Origin of the sequence: Streptomyces sp. NPDC086519 (assembly GCF_040686075.1) — a bacterium.
Taxonomy (GTDB): Bacteria; Actinomycetota; Actinomycetes; order Streptomycetales; family Streptomycetaceae; genus Streptomyces; species Streptomyces shenzhenensis.
Window position 1 is genome coordinate 96,437 of the sequence record NZ_JBFBJL010000028.1, and the last position, 18,828, is coordinate 115,264.

Genomic DNA, 18,828 nt, shown 5'->3' on the forward strand with positions numbered 1-18,828 from the left:
CCCTTGTACGCTGCCCCGAGCCCGACCCAGTTACCTGCGCGGCCACGCAGCGCATCGACAGGAGAGACCCTCGTGCCGAAGTCACGTATCCGCAAGAAGGCCGACTACACGCCGCCCCCGGCGAAGCAGGCGACCGCCATCAAGCTCAACAGCCGCGGCTGGGTCGCGCCGGTGATGCTGGCCATGTTCCTCATCGGGCTGGCCTGGATCGTCGTCTTCTATGTGACCGACGGGTCGCTGCCGATCGACAGCCTCGACAACTGGAACATCGTCGTGGGCTTCGGCTTCATCGCGGCAGGCTTCGGCGTCTCCACGCAGTGGAAGTAGCCGGGCCGACAGCTCTGCCCAGGGCTGTTCGCTGAGTTATCCACAGGCTTGCACTGCTGTCCACACCCTCCTGGGGAAAAGACGACGATCTGTGGATAACCCGTCGAGTGTTGACGCCGGTACGACTACCACAACACCCGCCGTAAAACCGCTCGCCCCCTCCCTGACCTGCGGCAACGCAGGTGAGTAGGAGGGGGCGCAGTTGTGCACGCACGTTGTGCACAAGATCGGCCACCGACTGTGGACAACGGTTCGGTATCGGTGCGGTGCGCCGCCGTGATCGGGCTCAGGTGAGCTGAGTGGTCCGGACGACCGTGATCACCACGGCCACGACCAGCACCAGCGCACACGTGCCGTACTGGATCAGGTTCCGCCGCTCACGCGGGGCGTGCACCATCGCGTAGCCGGTGATGACACCGGCGACCAGGCCGCCGATGTGGGCCTGCCAGGCGATGCCGCCGCTGAAGGTGAAGATGAGGTTGATCACCAGCAGGGCGATGATCGGCCGCATGTCGTAGTTGAGGCGGCGGATGAGGACCGCGGTCGCGCCGAAGAGGCCGAAGATCGCGCCGGAGGCGCCGAGCGAAGGGCTGGCGGGGTTGGCGAGCAGATAGGTGAGCGCGCTGCCTGCCAGGCCGGAGACGAAGTACAGCGTCAGATAACGGGCGCGGCCGAGGGCGGCCTCCAGGGGGCCGCCGATCCACCACAGGCTCAGCATGTTGAACGCGATGTGCATGTAGTTCGAGGGGTCGTGCAGGAACATCGCGGTCAGCAGCCGGTAGTACTGCCCCTGCGCGACGCCTTCGACCCCGCCGTTCTGCGTGACCCAGGCCTGGCCGAACAGCTCGAAACGGCTGGTGAAGTCGTCTCCGACGGACAGCTGGGCCACGAAGACGGCGATGTTGACGCCGATCAGGATCTTGGTGAGCAGTCGTGGGTCGGCGGTCATGGTGCCGCCGGCGAGGGTGCGGGGCCGGTAGGCCGCGGGGGGCGGGCCGCTGTGGCCTTCGGTGGTGCCGCGGACGCATTCGGGGCACTGGAAGCCCACGGAGGCGCTGACCATGCACTCCGGGCAGATGGGTCGCTCGCAGCGGGTGCAGCGCACGCCGGTCTCCCGGTCCGGGTGCCGGTAGCACTTGGGCAGGCTGTGGGCGTCGCGCGCGCTGCCTGTCGCCTGGTCCTCCATGGGGTCCCCTCGCTTGTCGTGGGCAGTGTTCCGCCCCGACCATCCTTACGGACGAGCGGGGCGTTTGGTTCCCTTCGGGCGCTTCGGTTTCGGGCCGGTCAGCCAGCGCGCTTGGCGACGACGACCGTCTGGATGACGACGTCGGTCACGGGCCGCTTGTTGGGGCCGCTGACGGGGACGGCGGCGATGCTGTCCACGACCTTCTGGCCGGCCGGGTCGACGACCTCGCCGAAGATGGTGTGCTTGCGGTTGAGGTGGGGGGCGGGGTTGACCGTGATGAAGAACTGGGAGCCGTTGGTCCGGGGGCCGGCGTTGGCCATGGCGAGCAGGTAGGGGCGGTCGAAGCGCAGGTCGGGGTGGAACTCGTCCTCGAACTTGTAGCCGGGGCCGCCGATGCCGCTGCCGACCGGGTCGCCGCCCTGGATCATGAAGCCGCTGATCACGCGGTGGAAGACCGTGCCGTCGTACAGCGGGTCGGTGGAGACGGCGCCGGTGGCGGGGTGGGTCCACTCGCGCTCACCCTGCGCCAGTTCGACGAAGTTCCTGACCGTCTTGGGCGCGTGGTTCGGGAAGAGCCGGACCTCGATGTCGCCGAGGCTGGTCTTCAGAGTGGCGTAGAGCTGCTCGGCCACGGTCCGCCTTCCATTGTGCTCGAATTTCAGTGCCCCGATCCTCGCACGGTACGGCAGGCACGACGGCCGCCCGGGGTTTCCGCACCCGGATCCTCACGAATCGCTTGCGGAACCCCTCTGCCATGTGGGGCACGCGCTGCCGATCCGTGGCATTGTCGTGAGCAGGCCCCTCTTGGCTGTTTTTGCACCCGTATGCCGTTCTTCGCGCGCCGCTCGGCCCGCGGACAGGCATGATCCGTAAAAGGGTGGAAAGTCGAAATACCGTACGCCACCGAGGAGGAGGAAACCCGTGACCCGCAAAGACAGCGTGCGCGCCGCGACCAGTTCGGCGAAGGACAGCGTGCGGCACGCCGCGGAAGCGGTGGCGCCCTACGCCGACACGGCCAAGGAGCGTGCCGCGTACTACGCGCAGGAGGCACGCGTACGGCTCGCGCCCGTGGTGTCGCAGGCCGCCGAGCAGGCCCGCGTCCAGTACGACGCCCGTCTCGTGCCGCGCTTGGAGCAGGCCCGCACCCATGTGCCGCCGATGGTGGACCAGGCCGCGCACGACGCCGCCGATCTGACCCGCAAGGCGGCCCGGCAGGCCGCCGACTACTCGCGCCCGAGGATCGAGCAGGCGGTGGCCGCGGCCGGTCCGGTCCGCGAGGAGGCTGCCGCCCGGGGAGCCGCCGTGCTGGCGGCGCTGCGTGGCAATGTGTCGGCCGAGGACATCGAGAGGCTGGCGCGCCGGAATAGGCGGCGTGCGGCGTGCGGCCGTGCGTTCAAGGCGTTCGCCGCGGTCGGTGTGGTGGCCGGCGCGGCCTTCGCCGCCTGGAAGTGGTGGGACAGGCAGGCCAACCCCGACTGGCTGGTGGAGCCTCCGGCCGCCACGGAGGTCCCGGATCCGGGGCGTCTGAGTTCGGTGGACGGCAGCTCGCCCCTCGACCCGCAGGTGCAGGCCAAGGAAGCGGAGGAGCAGGGTTCCCGGTCCCGGGACGACAAGAACAGCTGAACCGGGCGGGGCTTCGGCCTCCCGCCTCTCGCCCCTCGGCGTCGTTTCACGTGAAACCAGACGCCCGACAGCGAGGGCGGACGCAGAGCCCCTCTGACTGCGTTTACGCAGGCCAGAGGGGTCTGTTGTGACGCCCGCAACCGGTCCCTCACCACGCTGTCCGGGCCCGAGCCGGTCCTCGACGCAGTCAGCACGCGCATCCGGCCCGACTGACTGTCCGACCCGCTCGTCCTGCATTCCAGCGGTAGGGAAACCCGTGTGCGAGATGCCCTCGGTAACCGTCCACGGTGCTCCGCAGGTGAATGAGCGCCGCGGGCGCCGGTCCCGCACGGTCCTATTCCGTCACCGGCGGCCCGGACGGCGCCGGACCACCGCGACCGCTTCCCGGACGGGACATCGGCCTGTTCCCTTCCCGCAAAGCCGAGGGGCCGCTCTGCGGGGGTACGGATCCGAGCCCTGCTCCCTGCCGGGGCTCCGGCGTCCGCACACCGGGTCTCCGAGCTGCACGCCTGGCGAGGTGGGGCAGGGAAGCGTAGAAGCGGTCGGGAAGGAACACGGCGTCCGCGATGATCATCGTGCCCGAGAAGAGAGGCAGTCCCAGGACAACCGCGATACCGATGTGCATGCCCAGCAGCATGGTCAGCACGGGGTACTTGAGCCTGCCGAAGAGCACGAACGGGAAAGCGACCTGCGTGAGAACGGTCAGGTAACCGACGATCGCGATCAGGAGCGGGTACCGGTCCAGGAGATGGGAGAGCTCGGGCCAGGGCTGGAAGAGGTCGAGGTTCAGCACGTAGTGGAGGGCCGTGCCGTCGCCCCAGAAAGAGCCCTGCACCTTGTACAGGCCGGCCGATCCGTAGAGAAGGCAGACCTGTACCGCGATGACGAAGACGCCGCAGTTGTGCACCACCGTGATCAGCTTGCCGCGCGCCGCCCGGAGTTGCCGAGCCGGGGAACTCCGCGCCTGCTCGGGCCCGACGTCCGCCCGCGCCGCCTTGATCCGTTTTCTGCGCGCGTCCAGGGACCAGCGCCGGCCGCACGCGGTGAGCACGAGATAGAGAGCCATCAGCAGGACGAGGTTGTCGCCCCCGTCCGTCATGAAGATCGCTCTGGCATGGAACGAGGTCACCACAATGGCGAAGAGGACGGATGTGGCCCGGGTCCGCCAGCCCAGCATGAACAGCGTGGACGTCACGAGGGCCAGCACGTAGCACAGCTCGAAGTAGGCACGGTTGTCCGACAGGATCAGGAAGCTGTACCAACCCGTCTGGTCGAAGAGCTGTGCCGCCAACGCGGGTGTCCACGGGGAACCCGGCCCCCAGATCTCGTACCGGTGGGGGAATTCGCGCAGGAGAAAGACCAGGTAGAGCAACCCGTAGCCGATGCGCAGAACCGACGTGGCGTACAGGGACACCGGCCGGCCGGTGACAAGTGCCCAGAAGGCGTCGGTTCGGGTGAGGAGCCGGTGGTAGAACGCGTCTGCGGTCCATGCGTCGTGGCTCATGGGCCGGTCCTGCGTGACCGCCGTGGCGGGGAGTTCGCGGATCTGCTCATTTCCCATGGGGGGTCACCTTCCACCAGGGCAGGAGCCGGTTCTCCACCGGCGACGGCGGCCGGTGTCCGGCCGCCGTACCGGGCGCGGCCACGGGCAGCGTGACGACCCGGAGCTGGACGAACTCGAAGGTGCCGCCGTCGTCGTGGTCGGCGAGGCGGTCGGCGGCGATGTTGCTCAGATACTTCTGCATCATGAGGGCCCGGTCCGAGCGTGCCGTGTCGTCCTCTCCGTGCGTGTCGACGTAGGAGGCCCAGGCGCGGCGCAGGAGGTTCTGGGCCGTGTGGCTCGGAAACGCGTTGTGCTCGACGGCGGCACGGTCCATGGCGGTCAGGTCGACCCACGGGCTGACCCGCATCGACCCGTTGGACGCGGTGTGCGCGGTTCTCGCCAGGACCTGCCGATTGACCGAGTCGGGGTTGGGGGCGAAGAGCCGCCAGTTCTGTTCGAAGAGGGGATACACCCACGCGTCGACCTGTCGGCTGTACCGCCTTGAGACAGGGTTGGCGGGTGCCACTTGCAGAAAGACGGCACCGATATGGACCAGGGTTGTCACCAGACACAGGAGGATGGCAGTGTGCAGCCCCGCTCTCAGCACCCTGGCACCCGCGGACCGCTCGCCGGGTGGGTTTCCGCTGTCGTACTGCTCCCATGAGAGCGAATCGGCATCGGACTCCCCGGTTTCCCGCACACGCGCTGCATCAATACTGCTCGACACCGCCCACCTCGCCTTCTCGTCTCCGCCGACCGGCGCCTGAGGTCCCTGCGGACCGGCCGACACCGGCGGCGCGCGGCGGAATCGAGGGGATCCCACCGCGCGCCGTCATCCGATGTACGGACCTCTCACAGCCTGCCGCCTAGCCTTCGTGGCCTTCCTGACCCTCAAGCTTCGGTGCGTTGGCGTAGCCGTAGGTGGTGGAGTCGTGGTTGGCGTAGTCGTGGTTGGCGTAGTCGTGGTTGGCGTAGTCGTGGCCGTTGTCCTCGCCCTGTTCCGGCTTGCCGTTCTCCGGCTTGCCGGGCCCACCCTGATGTTCCTCGCTCGGCTTGCCGTGCTGGTCATGGCCGCCACCGTGGTCCGGGCCGCCCGGCTTGTTGTCCTGCTCACCGGGTTTGCCGCCTTGCCCACCCGCGGTGGTCCCGGCGGTGTTGCCCGACGTGTTCCCGGAGGTGACGTTGTTCCCCGCCGTGTTGCCCACGGTGTTCCCGGCGGTGTTGCCGGAGACGTTCCCCGTGCCGCCGGTCCCGACGATCGGTCCGCCCACCAGGCCGCCGGTGACCAGATCGCCACCGGTCACACCGACGGTGGTGCCGGTCGTGGTTCCGGTCGTCGTACCGGTCGTCGTACCGGTCGTCGTGGTGCCACCGGTCGTGCTGGTCGCGCAGTTGTTGAGGAAGATGCGGTTGTCGTCGAGCGTCACGGCGCCGTTGCGGGCCAGCGCCCGGCCCTCGATGTTCGTCCCCGTGGTCACGGTGATCGAAGTCAGCGCCATGATGGTGCCGACGAACGTGGAATTGGTACCGAGGGTGGCCGAACTCCCGATCTGCCAGTACACGTTGCACGGCGAAGCGCCGTTCGTGAGAAGCACCCGGCTGGCGGTCGCGGTCGTCAGGGCTTCAGGAATCTGGAACACCCAGACCGCGTTCGGGTCTCCCTTGGCGTCCAGGATCAGGTCGCCGGTGAGTCCGACACCGGCTGTGGCGGTGTAGACGCCCGGAATCAGCGTTGTGCCCGTGGTGATTGCCGCCGGGAGAGCAAAGTTCGTAGCCTGGCCGGCTGCATTGTTGTACGCCGTGACCAGGTCGGACTTGGCCTGCAGCGCGACGGCGTCGGCGGCGTGTACGGCGCCGAGCACCTGACCGGGTGGGAAGCCTGTGATTGACGGGGTCGGGGACGTCCCCAGGTCGTGGCTGATCAGCGTGGCACCGGTATTGGTGACGCCCGAGCCTGCCAGAACTGAGAAGCTCGCGGCCGTGGCCAGCGGTACGGCCGTGGCGATGGCGCTAGCCTGCGCGGGCGTCAGGACGACCATGGCCGCGGCCACGATCGCGGCCAGGGCCGAGGCCAGCCAGCCGGGCAAGGTGTGACGGCGAGCTGTTTGAGGGATCTTCAGCTTCATCGAGAGGCCAATTTCTGTGGGGGCCGTGGCATGCCGGGCCCTACCAGTTACCCGGGAGCCTTGATCTGATCGCTGCATATTACGGAGAGATATATGAGCGGCAACGGCAATCGAAAGAGAGTCGAGATTTCCAACAATTAAACCCCCGAATGCATGGCAGGTATTGGTACATTAATATTTCCGATTATCCGGCACATTCACTCGAATTTGCGGATCGTCTGCCGAGGGCGTTTCTTCCGGTCCCGTCGGCCGCCCTGGCCCCGTGTTCCGTTCAGCCCGCAGGCCCGCGTCGGTCCGTCAGGCGTCGATGAGGAGTAGCCTGGTGACTACCGAGAGCATCTCGTACGCCGACGTCCACGCCGGCGTCGTTCCCGGCGATTCACCACAGCCGGGCCGGTCGCGACCGGCCCGGGGTTGGGTCCGCATCATGACCGCGACCATTCTGTTGACGCCCGCGGTCGAAGACCGAACCCCTGTTTCTTCATCGCCGCTCAGACTCCGACTGGCACCCGCCGACACCGCTCCAGCACTGATCGACGGCGCCTGGTGGCCCCGCTCCCGCGATCTGAAGGCAGAGCTTCCGGCGCTGATCGAGTTCCTCGACCCGCTGTGGGGGCGGATCACCCGGGTAACGGTGAATCCCACGTTCTGGCCGGTCATCCCGCAAAAGGTGCCCGTCCACGGGCACGTGGTGCACGTCGGCTGGTTCGATGCCGAGCAAGACCCGCACAAGCTGCTGCTGCTCTCCTACACCGTAGGCCGCTGGGACCTGCTGGTGATCCCACCGGAGACAGCGCCGACCACCGCGGCCCGGCTCATGGCCACGGCCACCGACCCGGCGCGGAGCCTCACGGCGACCGGCCTGATCGGCGAGGGCTGACTCCGACACTGGGCACCCGGGAGCAAGGCTCCGTTGCGACTCCGTGGCCCGGTGCGACCAATGGCCCGTGCCAGGGGCCGGTCTCCTGAACCGAGGTGCCATGCCCATTCCACAGCTGACCCTCTATCGGCGCGACAAACACCGACGGGCGTTGATCACTATGGCCGGTGAGATCGACCTGAGTACGGAGCGCCTCGTGCGCGAGTCGGTGGGACGATGCCTACTCGACGGCATCCGCGTCATCGACGCAGACCTGACCACCGTCACCTTCTGCGACGTGACCGGCCTCAACGCCTTCCTCTACGCGTCGCAGGCCACCGCCGCGGCCGGTGGATCCTTACGGTTGCACCACCCGCCTCCGGTGCTGGCTCGCATCATCACCCTCACCGGCAACGGCTTCCTGCTCTCCGGCCTGCCGGACGGTCTCCCCACAGACCCGGCCGGCCCTGCGGCACACGTCGTCGGATCCGCGGACCCCGCCCCGGGAAGTGTGCGGTGAGCGGGCGATCCAGGGCCGGGCAACCCGGCGGCCACCAGCCGTTCGCCGTGGACGCGGTGCCGCTGCGCCGACTCGACCCCTGAAAAACGGAGAGCCTGGGGAAGGCACCCCGGCGCCCTCAAACGCCTTCGAGGCGAGCGTCGCCACCAGCGCGTCGTCCTCCGCGCCAGCAGTCGAGCAACAGGCTCCGCGCCGTATGGATCACCGCGGCGATCCCCACCAGGACGCCCTCATGCTGCGGCGGCATCACCCCGTACGCACCCGTGTAGTCGAGATCGAGGGTATGGAACACTTCCGGCTGCCCGAAGTGCTCAATGATCCCGGGCCGCTCCCGCCCGGCCTCGACCAGGAAGAGCAGCGGCACCCACAGCCGTGCGTCCGCCTCCAGGTAGGCACGGTGGATGAGGCCGGACACCTGCTTGTTGCCTCCGAGCCCGAGCAGTGTCGGCGCATCGAGGACGAAGTGCGTGAGAATCGATCTCCGGCCTCCGTACGATGCTCGGCGGCGGCCGCGTCTTGCGCCCCGTCTCGGAGCTCTCCACCGAGGAGACGCCGACGTCTAAGCCCGGGGTGGACTCAGCCGAGACAATCGCCCCCTCCCCACCGGCGCCCCGCCGGCCTCGCCCGAAACCCAAGGGAACACGCTCCCCCGACATCCTCCAACGAATCCGTGCGCACACACGCACACACACGCGCACGAAAATCGGGACAAAAGAACCCCCCTGATCGCGTTTCCGCAGGTCAGAGGGGTTTATACAAGTGGAGCCTAGGGGAGTCGAACCCCTGACATCCGCCATGCAAAGACGGCGCTCTACCAACTGAGCTAAGGCCCCGTACGGGAAGCGACCGGCCAAGCGAGAGGTCCGCAGGGTCGGTGCCGCACACCAGAGTACCGGGTCACCCCCCTTGCCTCGCAAAAAGATTGGGGGTCCCCGCAGATGACCACTCTCCGTAAGATGCTCGACGGGGTTCGCTGTAGCGAACCGTGGATTTTTTGGGGAAGCGATGGGGAGACGCAATGGACGCCGCACAGCAGGAAGCCACCGCCAGAGCGCGGGAGCTGCAGCGGAACTGGTACGGAGAGCCGTTGGGGGCGCTCTTCCGTAAGCTCATCGACGACCTGGGGCTCAACCAGGCACGTCTCGCGGCGGTCCTGGGACTGTCCGCGCCCATGCTGTCGCAGCTGATGAGCGGCCAGCGGGCGAAGATCGGCAACCCGGCCGTGGTCCAGCGGGTGCAGTTGTTGCAGGATCTGGCGCAGCAGGTCGCGGACGGCAGCGTGAGCGCGGCCGAGGCGACCGAACGCATGGATGAGATCAAGAAGTCCCAGGGGGGCTCGGTGCTCAGCAACACCACGCAGACGACGAGCGGTTCAGGAGCTCCGACGGTCAAGCGGGTGGTCCGCGAGATCCAGTCGCTGCTGCGGTCGGTGGCCGCCGCCGGTGACATCATCGACGCGGCCGACACGCTCGCTCCGACCCACCCGGAGCTGGCGGAGTTCCTCCGGGTCTACGGTGCCGGCCGCACCTCGGACGCGGTCACGCACTACCAGTCGCACCAGGGCTGAGCCACGGCCCGGCGCACCGGAGGGGGTCCGGTGAACCGGGCGGGGCAGGGCCCTGGCAGACGGGGGCACGCGCGAGGGGTCGTATCGCTCATCCGGGGGAAGCAAGGGGGTAACAGGCAAGGGGGTGGCAGGGGGACCTGAGGGGGAGGGGTACGGGCAGTCATGGGTGAGGTCTTCGCGGGCCGGTACGAACTGGCCGACCCGATCGGTCATGGCGGAGTGGGTGCCGTCTGGCGTGCCTGGGACCACCGGCGCAAGCGCTATGTGGCGGCCAAGGTGCTCCAGCAGAGCGACGCCCACGCGCTGCTGCGCTTCGTGCGGGAGCAGGCGCTGCGCATCGATCACCCCCATGTGCTGGCTCCGGCCAGCTGGGCCGCCGACGACGACAAGGTCCTGTTCACGATGGACCTGGTCGCCGGCGGCTCGCTGGTCCACCTCGTCGGGGACTACGGTCCCCTGCCCCCGCTGTTCGTCTGCACGCTCCTCGACCAGTTGCTCTCCGGACTCGCCGCGGTGCACGCCGAGGACGTGGTCCACCGGGACATCAAGCCCGCGAACATCCTGCTGGAGGCGACCGGCACCGCCCGTCCCCGGCTGCGTCTGTCCGACTTCGGCATCGCCATGCGGCTCGGCGAGGCCCGGCTGACCGAGACCAACCTCGTGGTCGGTACGCCGGGTTACATCGCTCCTGAGCAACTCCTGGGCGCCGACCCCGACTTCACGGCCGACCTGTTCGCCGTCGGCCTGGTCGCCCTGTATCTCCTGGAAGGCGCCAAGCCCGACGCCAAGGCGCTCGTCCAGTACTTCGCCGAACACGGCACCCCGGGAGCGCCCAAGGGCATCCCGGACCCGCTCTGGGAGGTGGTGGCCGGCCTCCTCCAGCCAGACCCCCGCGCCCGCTTCCGTACGGCCGTCGGAGCCCGCAGGGCCATCGCCCAGGCCAGGGAACTCCTCCCGGAGACGGACGCCGACGGCGACTTGATCGAGATCTTCGACCAACTGGGGCCCTTGCCCACGGGTTTCGGGCCGGAGGGCCCGGTGCGGATGGCTTCCGGGGTCGATACGCGGACCTCAGGAGAGCCTGGTGCGCCGGGGGCGGGGCCGGCACCGGGAGCGGAAGCGCCGAGTGCGGGCGGCGCGGCGATTGCCACGGGGGCGCGGGCGGCCGGGGCGGCTCCGGGCCGGGAGACGGCCGGGGAATCGGCCGGGGAATCCGCAGGTGCGGCAGGGGCGGCAGGGGCGGGGGCGGGCCAAGGTGCGGGCCCGGCGGCCCCGTTGCCCGGGACCGGTGGCGCCGACGGGTTCCCGGCGGTCTCCGCCGCCGACGGCACCGGCGGCACCGGCGGCACCGGCGGCGGAACCTCGTCGGCGCCGGTCTCCCTGTCCGACACCGGCAGTTTCCGGCTCCCGCCGCCCCAGGCGCCGGTCCCCCCGGCCCCCGCCGCAGTGCCGCCCGAGCCGGCATCGCCGTATCCCCCGTACGCCCGGCCGCAGGCCGTCCCGGTCGTGCCGCAGCCCCACACGCCGTGGCCCCCCGCGCAACCGCTCCCTCCGGCCCAGCCTGACACCGGCACCGCCACCTACACCGCGCGGGATCCGCAGGCCCCGCCACCGTCGGTCCGCACCCACGGCCGGCGTCGGCGGCGGCGGGCGCCTCGGCCCGGTCCTCCCGCCAGGGCGGCCGTGCCCATCCTCCTGCTCGCGCTGGCCTGTTACGCCGTCGGCTTCTGGGCGTTGGCCCGGATCTGAGCGCGCCGGGCGGTCAGGGTCCACCCGCCCAGGACCAGCAGCAGGGCCGTGCCCGTGCCGATGCCGCCGGCCGCGAGCGCCCGCATCGCCGTGTCGTCGTCGCCGGCCGCGCCCGCGAGGCCTCCCCGGGCCGAGGACACGTCGAAGACACCGTTCGGGACCGGGGAACCGGCGTACGCGGGGCCGGAGTTCGGGGTGCCGTCGACGCGGACCCGGAGCGTGACGCCGTACGGCCCCTTCCCGAAGGTGTCCGCGGTCTGCCCGGTGAGGTGGACGACGAGGTAGTAGTCACCGGCGAAGCGGACGGAGCTCGCCGTGCCGCCCGTGGCGTACCGGTTGGCGTACGCCACGGGTGGCAGGGGGGCGAGGGAGGACGACTTCTGGGTGCCGTCGTAGCCGAGGGAGACGTCGTCGACGTAGCCGCGGACGGGGTTGTAGAGGGAGAGGTTGAGCGCGGCGCTGACGTAGCCGCGGCTGTCGCCGCTGGTGCTGCCGAGGTCGACGGTGGCGTGCAGCTGCTGGCCCCAGTCGACCGGGACGGCGTAGTAGAGGGTCTGGCCGGGCGTGATGTCGGTCTGCCAGACGCCCTGGTCCAGGACGGCGGCCGCGGCGAAGCCGGCGCCCGCGGTGCGGCGGCGGGGGGCCGAGGTGAGCGGCTCGGGTGACGCGGAGTTCCAGGTCTCCGGGGCGGTGGTGGCGCCGGCCTCGGTCAGGGCCGGTTCGGTGACGGGGGCGATCTCCAGGTCCCAGCTGCCCGGGGAGGTGGTCGTCGAGCCGGACACGGCCCGCTCGACGACCACGTAGTAGGTGCCGGCGTCCTTGCACAGCGCCTTGCCCGCGTCCCGCCGCCCCACCGCCGTGACCGGCCGGGGGCTGAGCCCGGCGCCGAAGCGGGCGGTGTCGTAGTCGCAGGCGGTGCCGTTGGCGTCCTCGATCGAGACCTCGATGCCGTCGCTGGCGGAGACGGTGGCGTCGGTGGGCGGAACGGCGGTGACGGGGACGTAGGCCGTGGTGTCGGCGGCGAGTTCGAGGCGGAAGTACAGCGAGCCCTTGTCCGGGAGGGTGCTGCGGTAGGTCGTGCCGGGCTCCAGCGGTACGGCGGCCGTGGTGCCCGTGGCTCCGGTGACCGTACGGGTGTCGGGAGCGAAGGCGTATCCGCTGCCGCTGTCCGCGGCGGCCGCGGAGGCGGGCAGCAGTGCCGTCAGCAGCGCTGTCAGTACGAGGGCGGCCGTCACGCCGAGACCCCGCCGTGCCGCTGTAGTACACCACCGCCGTGTCACGCGCGCCCCCAGCCGTCGTCCGCCGGTCGTCCGGGTCCCGGACCGGCCGGCCCCATACTGCCTCGCGCGCCCGCGCGCCACCCGGCGATCCGTACGACCGTCCGAAACGCCTCCCTCGCACCACGGCCCCCGCCCCCGGAACGCCCAAGAACGCCCCAGAAGGCCCCAGAAGGCCCCGGCAACGCAAAACCCCGACCGCTCGGGCGGCCGGGGTCTCAGTCTCGTCTGTGGTCGGTACTCACGAACCCGTGGGCACGGAGTCAGTCGCCTCCGTCCACAGATCCTGCTCGGCGCGATCCGCCTGGATCTGGCGGTACACGAGGAGCCCGCCGATGGCGGCCAGTGCGACCAGGAGAAGCTTCTTCACCGCGCGACCTCGTCTCTTCCTTGACGTAGGGGACCTCTGGCGCCCGACTATACACACCGACCGATATCGATCGGTGACCTGGCATCCGACCCCCAACTCCGGTCCGCCACAAGGCGTTGCACGAGGTCGGACCGCTCCGATCGGAGGGTGATCACACCTCCACGGACGGTTACTTTGCTCCCTCTCGACGCCTTTCGCAGGCCTTTCTTGGGATTTTTCCCCTGCCATGCACCCATCCGTGTGGTGTTCATCAGAACATCGACGCGCCACAGGCCGACGTCCCCCACTTCGCGACCCCCATACACATCATGAGGAAAGTACGCAAATCGCCCAACCCGAAAGTGAGGGGCCATGGCCCGGAACTCCAAGGTCATGACGCTGTGGACCGCCATCGTCACCGCCTTCCTCGCGCTGTGCACGGCGCTCGGATTCGTCTCCGCCACCACCGCCGCCGCGGTACCGCAGACCGAGACCCCGCGCAACAGCACCGGCGACGACCACAGCACGGCCCGGGTGACGATCCCGGCACAAAGTCACTGGCTCTGGTCCCACGCCAGGTCCCTGCCGCCCACGATGAAGCAGCGCATCCGGGCCGAGGCCCACGGCAAGACCCCCAGTTGCCGCCACCGCCCCCTGGACACCACCGAGCCGGAAACCCCGGCCGACCCCCCCGCGGCACCGATGGACTGCTGACCCCGCCGGTACAGACGACTCGGACGCAACGGCGCAAGGGCGACTTGCGTACGTACCAGCGCCTACTGCGACACAGGCCCGTGACCGGGATCGATCCGGCCGCGGGTCTCCGCATGCCCCGACATCGCCGCGTCCGTGGACGAAGCCGTCCGTGAACGAAGCCACCCGTGAACGAAGCCGTCCGTGGACGAAGCGGTCCGACTCATCAACACCTCTTGAGGAGTCGTAGCCTGATCGTGTGCCCAAGGCCTACGAGGAGATCGCCGACGACCTCCGCCGCGCCATCCGAGGCGGCGAGCTCACCCCGGGCGCCCGGCTGCCCTCCGAGGCGGAGCTGGCCCGGCGCCACGGCCGCAGCGTGCCCACGATCCAGAACGCGCTGCGGCTGCTCAGCGCGGAGGGTCTGATCGACAAGCGGCACGGCAGCGGCACCTTCGTGCGCCGCCCGCGCACCCGCGCGGTCCGCGACAACGAACGGCACCAGTGGGAGAAGGACCGCGCCCTGATGCCGGAGTCCGCCCGGGCCGAGACCGGCGCGACCGAGCGCGAGACCGGTCTGGTCATCGACGACCTGGTCTTCTTCGCCCGCTACCGCCAGCTGGCCGCGCCCACCGACCTCGCCGAGGCGTTCGGCGTGTCCAAGGGCACCGTGCTCCTGGAGCGCACCTACCGGACCCGGCACGCCGCCGAGAGCGCCCCCTTCAGCCTGGTGACCTCCTACCTGGTCCGTGACATGGTCGCGGCCAACCCGGATCTCCTGGACGAGACCAACGAACCCTGGCCGGGCGGCACCCAGAACCAGCTGCGCACCGTCGGCATCGAGGTCGACCGCGTCGAGGAGCGCTTCACCGCCCGTCCGCCGACGCCCGAGGAGGCCCGGGAGCTGGACCTGCCGGCCGGCACCTCGGTGATCCTGCTGCGCAAGCGGTCGTACGACATCCACGACCGCATCGTGGACATCACCGCTGTCACGCTTCCCGGCGACCGCACCGAACTGCTCTTCACCACACACCTGGAAAGGTGGTGAACGCTGCCGTGACCCGGCGCATCACCGTCGTCACCGCGGTCCACGCGCCGTCGGCCCGCTTCCTGCCCGAGGCCTACAAGTCGCTGTGCGAGCAGCGGCTGCCCGACGGGTGGGAGTGGCAGTGGCTGATCCAGGAGGACGGCTGCGGCGACGAGGTCGGCCCGTACGTCCCCGACGACGCGCGGGTGTCGTTCCGGCAGGGCCGCGCCGGTGGTCCCGGGGTCGCGCGCACCATCGCGCTGGCCCGGGCGGAGGGCTCCTACGTCAAGGTCCTGGACGCCGACGACCAGCTCCAGCCGGGTGCGCTGGGCCGTGACCTGGCCGCGCTGGAGGACCGCCCCGACCTCGGCTGGGCCACCTCACGAGCCCTGGACCTGCTGCCGGACGGCTCCACGGCCCAGTTCCCGGGCGACCCGGAGGAGGGGCCGATCGAGCGCGGGACCGTGCTGGGCCACTGGACGGCGCACGGCTTCCGCGCCCCGGTCCACCCGGCCACCCTCTTCGTCCGCCGTGAGCTGCTGCTCGCCCTCGGCGGCTGGATGGCACTGCCCGCCTCCGAGGACACCGGACTGCTGCTCGCGCTCGACGCCGTGAGCCGGGGCTGGTTCTCGGCGGAGCCGGGGCTGCTGTACCGCAAGTGGGCGGGCCAGGTCACCGGCCACCCCGCCCACACCGACCCGGCGGAACGGGAGGCCCGCATGACGGTCGTGGCGGACCGGGCACGGGCGCTGGCGGAGCTCGGCTGGCGGTACGGGTGACGTCCTTCGGATGACCTACAGGGTCGCCGCGTCCACTCGTGAGAACACCAGGTCGCTCTCCTCGGTCACCGGGCGGTCCCAGCGGACCGGGACCACCGGCTCGCCGTACAGGGCGCGGGGGTAGCTGTCGGCCGCGTAGCTGTTGGCGAGCCGGTAGACGTGGTAGCCGGCGTCGGTCATGGTGCGCAACAGGTCCTCCGCGTTGTCGCCCAGCTGGGCCATCCGGTCGGGGGTGACCTCGACGGTGATCTCGGCGTCCGGGCGCAGCTTCTCCAGCAGCGGCGCGAGCCCGCGCACCACCGCGCCCTCGGCGCCCTCCACGTCGATCTTGATGACCCGCGCGGTCTCGATCTCCTCCGGCCTGAGCAGTTCGGGCAGCGGCACGGCCTCGATGTCGAAGCTGGACTCGGCCGGCCCGTCCCACGGGACGATGCTGTTGGCGCCCATGTTGCGGGAGCTGGCGAGCACGAAGGTCAGGGTGCGGTGGGCGTCGGAGACGGCGGCGTTGACCGCGCGGATGTTCCGGCAGCCGTTCAGGGCGCTCTGCTGTTCGAGGCGGCGGAGGAAGGCGGGGGAGGCCTCGACGGCCACGACCCGGCCCTGCTCCCCGACCAGCCGGGAGGCGAGGACGCTGAAGACGCCGATGTTGGCGCCGACGTCGACGAAGCAGTCCCCCGGCGCCAGCCGGCCGCGCAGCCAGCGGGTCATGTGCGGTTCCCACACCCCGAAGAGGTAGAGGTAGCGCTGGATGAGGTCCTGGGTGTCGACCGCGAACCGAGCGCCCCAGAGCGTCTCCACGACGCGCCGACGGGGATGGTCGCGCAGGTAGGGGTTGAGCGCCCGGGCCGCGCGGGTCTTGCCCCAGGGGCGCGGGAAGTCGCGGACGTAGCGGCGGCCGAGGGTGGCCAGCAGTTCGGCGAATTCGGTGAATTCGGTGCGTTCCGTGGGGGTGGTGAGTTCCGTGGGGGTGGTGGGGGTGGTGCTCATCCGCTAGTCGGTGACCCTTCGGCCGTCGATCCGGATCGCCTGCGACGGGCAGCGCTCGGCGATGTCCCGGATCAGTTCGTCGTCGTCCCCCGGTTCCCCCGGTGCACCGGAGTCCTCGCGTCCGGGCAGGACGAAACCGTACCCGTCCTCGAAGCCGAACACGGCGGGTGCCCGGAACGCGCACTCACCCGACCCATAACAGACGTCGGCGTCGACGGAGACCTTCATGGAAGGTCCCCTGCCCAGCGGCGGGCCGGCTGAACCGGCTAGGTGAACGGCAGTTCCAGCATCCGGATGGCGTTGCCGCGCAGCAGCTTGTACGCCACCTCCGGTGCCAGGCCGCCGACGTGCTCCTGGGCCACCCGCTTGGTCTCCGGCCAGGTCGAGTCGACGTGCGGGTAGTCCGTCTCGAAGGTCGCGTTGTCCACGCCGACCGTCTCGATCGCCTCGATGCCGTGCCGGTCGCGGAAGAAGCAGCAGAAGATCTGCCGGTAGTAGTACGTCGAGGGCGGCTCGGGGATCAGGTCCTTCACCCCGCCCCAGGCGCGGTGCTCCTCCCAGACGTCGTCGGCGCGCTCCAGGGCGTACGGGATCCAGCCCATCTGGCCCTCGCTGTACGCGAGTTTCAGCCGGGGGAACTTCACCAGGACCCCGGAGAAGAGGAAGTCCATCATCGAGGCCATGGCGTTGTTGAAGCTGAGCGAGGCCTGGACGGCGGGAGGGGCGTCCGGGGAGGCGGCCGGCATCTGGGAGCTCGACCCGATGTGCATGTTGACGACCGTGCCGGTCTCCTCGCAGGCCGCGAAGAACGGGTCCCAGTAGCCGGAGTGGATGGACGGCAGGCCCAGGTAGGTGGGGATCTCGCTGAAGGTGACCGCCCGGACGCCACGCTCGGCATTGCGCCGGATCTCGGCGACGGCGAGGTCGACGTCCCACAGCGGGATCAGGCACAGCGGGATCAGCCGGCCGCCGCTGTCCCCGCACCACTCCTCGACCATCCAGTCGTTGTAGGCGCGGACGCAGGCCAGCGCGACCTCCTTGTCCTCGGCCTCGGCGAAGGTCTGCCCGCAGAAGCGGGGGAAGGTGGGGAAGCAGAGGGAGGCCTCGACATGGTTCATGTCCATGTCCTCCAGGCGGGCCTTGGGGTCCCAGCAGCCCCGCCGCATCTGCTCCCGGGTGATGCCGTCCAGCGTCATCTCGTCCCTGGAGAAGCCGACGGCGGCGATGATCCGCTTGTACGGGAAGAGCAGGCCCTCGTACTCCCACCAGTCGGTGGTCTGGCCCTCGGGGTCGGTGGTGAAGCGGTACTTGCCGCCGACGTAGGCGAGTTCGCCGATGCCGGCGGTGAAGGGCTTGGGCCCCTTGTCGCGGTACTTGCCCGGCAGCCACTTCTCGAAGAGGTGCGCGGGCTCGATCACGTGGTCGTCCACGCTGATGATCCTGGGCAGATCCTGGGTGCCGGTCGCGCTCTCTGCCATGCCTACCCCCTGCTGCCTGCGGAGTTCCGGATTTATCTGACGGTCCATCAGATAAACCGTCGGCATTCAGGCTAGGCCCAGGAGCCCGCACCAGCAAGGCCCGCCGCACTCCGCACGCCTCCTGCCCTCCTCCTTCCGCCATTCGCCCCACCCTTCCTCTTGCGGCGCACGCCGCCTTCCGCTGAACTGACGGTCCGTCAGGTGTTGTGCCGGGATCGATCCGGGAGGGTGCGGGATGCGATCAGCCTTGCTGAGCGGTGCCGAATGGTTCGCGGTGCTCCGCATCGGACTCGGCCTGTGGTGGCTGGAGAGCTGGCGGCACAAGGACAAGAAGCAGTGGTTCGGCGGTGGGGGCATCCGGTGGGCGGCCGGAGTCGCGGAGAAGCACCGCTGGCCGGTGGTCCGGCGGGGCTTCGACACCGTCGTCGCGCCGCGCCCCCGGCTGATGGCCTACGTCGTCGCGTACGCGGAGCTCGCCCTGGGACTCGGTCTGGTCTCCGGCTTCCTCACGCCGATCGCGCTGGTGGCCGGGTTCCTGCTCAACCTGATCTACCTGGTCCTCATGATCCACGACTGGGCGGAACAGGGGCAGAACCTGATGATGGCCCTGATCTCCGTGGTCGGGCTCTTCGCGATGAGCTGGCAGAGCTGGTCGGTGGACTCGGCACTGGGACTGTTCGGCTAGCCGACCCGCCCTTCGCGAGACGCCCTTCGGGGGGGTGGGGCCCATGTGGAACG

Annotated in this window: 20 protein-coding genes, 1 tRNA gene and 1 pseudogene; 10 read left to right on the forward strand and 12 right to left on the reverse strand. The window is 69.9% G+C overall.

Going from position 1 to position 18,828, the window contains the following annotated elements; all coding sequences use genetic code 11:
• Positions 1–72 precede the first annotated feature (72 nt).
• Positions 73–327, forward strand: a complete 255-nt coding sequence (crgA, locus tag AB0P24_RS26025) for a cell division protein CrgA (protein ID WP_089100431.1) — start codon at positions 73–75, stop codon at positions 325–327.
• A gap of 286 nt (positions 328–613) precedes the next feature.
• Here the strand turns inward: crgA and AB0P24_RS26030 are convergent, their stop codons facing one another.
• Both AB0P24_RS26030 and AB0P24_RS26035 read right to left on the reverse strand, forming a co-directional pair.
• Positions 614–1,513: a rhomboid family intramembrane serine protease gene (locus AB0P24_RS26030; RefSeq protein ID WP_365797916.1), complete on the reverse strand. Its 900-nt coding sequence runs from the start codon at positions 1,511–1,513 to the stop codon at positions 614–616.
• A gap of 98 nt (positions 1,514–1,611) precedes the next feature.
• On the reverse strand, positions 1,612–2,145 hold the full coding sequence (locus tag AB0P24_RS26035) for a peptidylprolyl isomerase (RefSeq protein WP_365797918.1): 534 nt from the start codon (positions 2,143–2,145) through the stop codon (positions 1,612–1,614).
• 289 nt (positions 2,146–2,434) lie between these two features.
• On the opposite strand from AB0P24_RS26035, the gene AB0P24_RS26040 reads away from it, so the two are divergent.
• Entirely contained in the window at positions 2,435–3,136 is a 702-nt protein-coding gene (locus AB0P24_RS26040; RefSeq protein ID WP_365797920.1) for a DUF5324 family protein, read from the forward strand.
• Positions 3,137–3,470: 334 nt separating this feature from the next.
• Here the strand turns inward: AB0P24_RS26040 and AB0P24_RS26045 are convergent, their stop codons facing one another.
• From AB0P24_RS26045 to AB0P24_RS26055, 3 genes are all read right to left on the reverse strand, one after another.
• Entirely contained in the window at positions 3,471–4,697 is a 1,227-nt protein-coding gene (locus AB0P24_RS26045; protein ID WP_365797922.1) for an HTTM domain-containing protein, read from the reverse strand.
• On the reverse strand, positions 4,687–5,151 hold the full coding sequence (locus tag AB0P24_RS26050; RefSeq protein WP_365797924.1) for a DUF5819 family protein: 465 nt from the start codon (positions 5,149–5,151) through the stop codon (positions 4,687–4,689). Before AB0P24_RS26050 ends, AB0P24_RS26045 begins: the two co-directional genes overlap by 11 nt.
• A 394-nt stretch (positions 5,152–5,545) precedes the next feature.
• Positions 5,546–6,805 carry an ice-binding family protein gene (locus tag AB0P24_RS26055; protein WP_365797926.1) on the reverse strand — a complete coding sequence of 420 codons (1,260 nt, stop codon included), beginning with the start codon at positions 6,803–6,805 and terminating at the stop codon, positions 5,546–5,548.
• Between the two features lie 427 nt (positions 6,806–7,232).
• Between AB0P24_RS26055 and AB0P24_RS26060 the strand changes: the two are divergent.
• A pseudogene (locus AB0P24_RS26060) lies at positions 7,233–7,679 on the forward strand (DUF5994 family protein); the annotation flags it as partial.
• A gap of 106 nt (positions 7,680–7,785) precedes the next feature.
• The gene (locus AB0P24_RS26065; RefSeq protein ID WP_365797928.1) at positions 7,786–8,184 is read left to right on the forward strand and encodes an STAS domain-containing protein; all 399 of its coding nucleotides are present in this window, start codon (positions 7,786–7,788) and stop codon (positions 8,182–8,184) included.
• A 118-nt stretch (positions 8,185–8,302) separates the two neighbouring features.
• Here the strand turns inward: AB0P24_RS26065 and AB0P24_RS26070 are convergent, their stop codons facing one another.
• Together AB0P24_RS26070 and AB0P24_RS26075 are read right to left on the reverse strand one after the other, a co-directional pair.
• Positions 8,303–8,599, reverse strand: a complete 297-nt coding sequence (locus tag AB0P24_RS26070) for a hypothetical protein (protein WP_365797930.1) — start codon at positions 8,597–8,599, stop codon at positions 8,303–8,305.
• A 345-nt stretch (positions 8,600–8,944) separates the two neighbouring features.
• Positions 8,945–9,017 (reverse strand) — tRNA-Ala (locus tag AB0P24_RS26075).
• Positions 9,018–9,202: 185 nt separating this feature from the next.
• Between AB0P24_RS26075 and AB0P24_RS26080 the strand changes: the two genes are divergently transcribed.
• Positions 9,203–9,751, forward strand: coding sequence for a DNA-binding protein (locus AB0P24_RS26080; RefSeq protein ID WP_365797932.1), 549 nt, complete (start codon positions 9,203–9,205; stop codon positions 9,749–9,751).
• Between the two features lie 162 nt (positions 9,752–9,913).
• Complete coding sequence (locus tag AB0P24_RS26085) at positions 9,914–11,500, forward strand: serine/threonine-protein kinase (RefSeq protein ID WP_365797934.1); 1,587 nt, start codon at positions 9,914–9,916, stop codon at positions 11,498–11,500.
• Here the strand turns inward: AB0P24_RS26085 and AB0P24_RS26090 are convergent.
• Entirely contained in the window at positions 11,464–12,735 is a 1,272-nt protein-coding gene (locus tag AB0P24_RS26090; protein WP_365797936.1) for a hypothetical protein, read from the reverse strand. The genes AB0P24_RS26085 and AB0P24_RS26090 overlap by 37 nt on opposite strands.
• A 283-nt stretch (positions 12,736–13,018) precedes the next feature.
• Positions 13,019–13,147 carry a DLW-39 family protein gene (locus AB0P24_RS26095; protein WP_003999697.1) on the reverse strand — a complete coding sequence of 43 codons (129 nt, stop codon included), beginning with the start codon at positions 13,145–13,147 and terminating at the stop codon, positions 13,019–13,021.
• Positions 13,148–13,498: 351 nt separating this feature from the next.
• Here AB0P24_RS26095 and AB0P24_RS26100 point away from each other — a divergent pair, with 351 nt between their 5' ends.
• The 3 genes from AB0P24_RS26100 to AB0P24_RS26110 all read left to right on the forward strand — a co-directional run bounded on the left by AB0P24_RS26100 (position 13,499) and on the right by AB0P24_RS26110 (position 15,625).
• On the forward strand, positions 13,499–13,840 hold the full coding sequence (locus AB0P24_RS26100) for a DUF6344 domain-containing protein (RefSeq protein ID WP_365797938.1): 342 nt from the start codon (positions 13,499–13,501) through the stop codon (positions 13,838–13,840).
• A 238-nt stretch (positions 13,841–14,078) separates the two neighbouring features.
• Positions 14,079–14,867, forward strand: coding sequence for a GntR family transcriptional regulator (locus AB0P24_RS26105; protein ID WP_365797940.1), 789 nt, complete (start codon positions 14,079–14,081; stop codon positions 14,865–14,867).
• A gap of 8 nt (positions 14,868–14,875) precedes the next feature.
• On the forward strand, positions 14,876–15,625 hold the full coding sequence (locus tag AB0P24_RS26110) for a glycosyltransferase family 2 protein (RefSeq protein ID WP_365797941.1): 750 nt from the start codon (positions 14,876–14,878) through the stop codon (positions 15,623–15,625).
• A gap of 15 nt (positions 15,626–15,640) precedes the next feature.
• Here the strand turns inward: AB0P24_RS26110 and AB0P24_RS26115 are convergent, their stop codons facing one another.
• Genes AB0P24_RS26115 through AB0P24_RS26125 form a run of 3 tightly spaced genes read right to left on the reverse strand, consistent with a single transcriptional unit; the run spans position 15,641 to position 18,090 of the window.
• Entirely contained in the window at positions 15,641–16,612 is a 972-nt protein-coding gene (locus AB0P24_RS26115; RefSeq protein ID WP_365797943.1) for an FkbM family methyltransferase, read from the reverse strand.
• A gap of 3 nt (positions 16,613–16,615) precedes the next feature.
• Complete coding sequence (locus AB0P24_RS26120; protein WP_365797945.1) at positions 16,616–16,840, reverse strand: ferredoxin; 225 nt, start codon at positions 16,838–16,840, stop codon at positions 16,616–16,618.
• Positions 16,841–16,878: 38 nt separating this feature from the next.
• Complete coding sequence (locus AB0P24_RS26125; RefSeq protein ID WP_365797947.1) at positions 16,879–18,090, reverse strand: amidohydrolase family protein; 1,212 nt, start codon at positions 18,088–18,090, stop codon at positions 16,879–16,881.
• Positions 18,091–18,325: 235 nt separating this feature from the next.
• Here AB0P24_RS26125 and AB0P24_RS26130 point away from each other — a divergent pair, with 235 nt between their 5' ends.
• Positions 18,326–18,775, forward strand: coding sequence for a DoxX family protein (locus AB0P24_RS26130; RefSeq protein WP_350783630.1), 450 nt, complete (start codon positions 18,326–18,328; stop codon positions 18,773–18,775).
• Positions 18,776–18,828: the final 53 nt, after the last annotated feature.

Coding starts and splice junctions, on each gene's coding strand:
- AB0P24_RS26030 (WP_365797916.1), bottom strand. CDS start 1,513: ATGGAGGACCAGGCGACAGGCAGCGCGCGCGACGCCCACAGCCTGCCC.
- AB0P24_RS26045 (WP_365797922.1), bottom strand. CDS start 4,697: ATGGGAAATGAGCAGATCCGCGAACTCCCCGCCACGGCGGTCACGCAG.
- AB0P24_RS26055 (WP_365797926.1), bottom strand. CDS start 6,805: ATGAAGCTGAAGATCCCTCAAACAGCTCGCCGTCACACCTTGCCCGGC.
- AB0P24_RS26065 (WP_365797928.1), top strand. CDS start 7,786: ATGCCCATTCCACAGCTGACCCTCTATCGGCGCGACAAACACCGACGG.
- AB0P24_RS26080 (WP_365797932.1), top strand. CDS start 9,203: ATGGACGCCGCACAGCAGGAAGCCACCGCCAGAGCGCGGGAGCTGCAG.
- AB0P24_RS26085 (WP_365797934.1), top strand. CDS start 9,914: ATGGGTGAGGTCTTCGCGGGCCGGTACGAACTGGCCGACCCGATCGGT.
- AB0P24_RS26100 (WP_365797938.1), top strand. CDS start 13,499: ATGGCCCGGAACTCCAAGGTCATGACGCTGTGGACCGCCATCGTCACC.
- AB0P24_RS26115 (WP_365797943.1), bottom strand. CDS start 16,612: ATGAGCACCACCCCCACCACCCCCACGGAACTCACCACCCCCACGGAA.
- AB0P24_RS26120 (WP_365797945.1), bottom strand. CDS start 16,840: ATGAAGGTCTCCGTCGACGCCGACGTCTGTTATGGGTCGGGTGAGTGC.
- AB0P24_RS26125 (WP_365797947.1), bottom strand. CDS start 18,090: ATGGCAGAGAGCGCGACCGGCACCCAGGATCTGCCCAGGATCATCAGC.
- AB0P24_RS26130 (WP_350783630.1), top strand. CDS start 18,326: ATGCGATCAGCCTTGCTGAGCGGTGCCGAATGGTTCGCGGTGCTCCGC.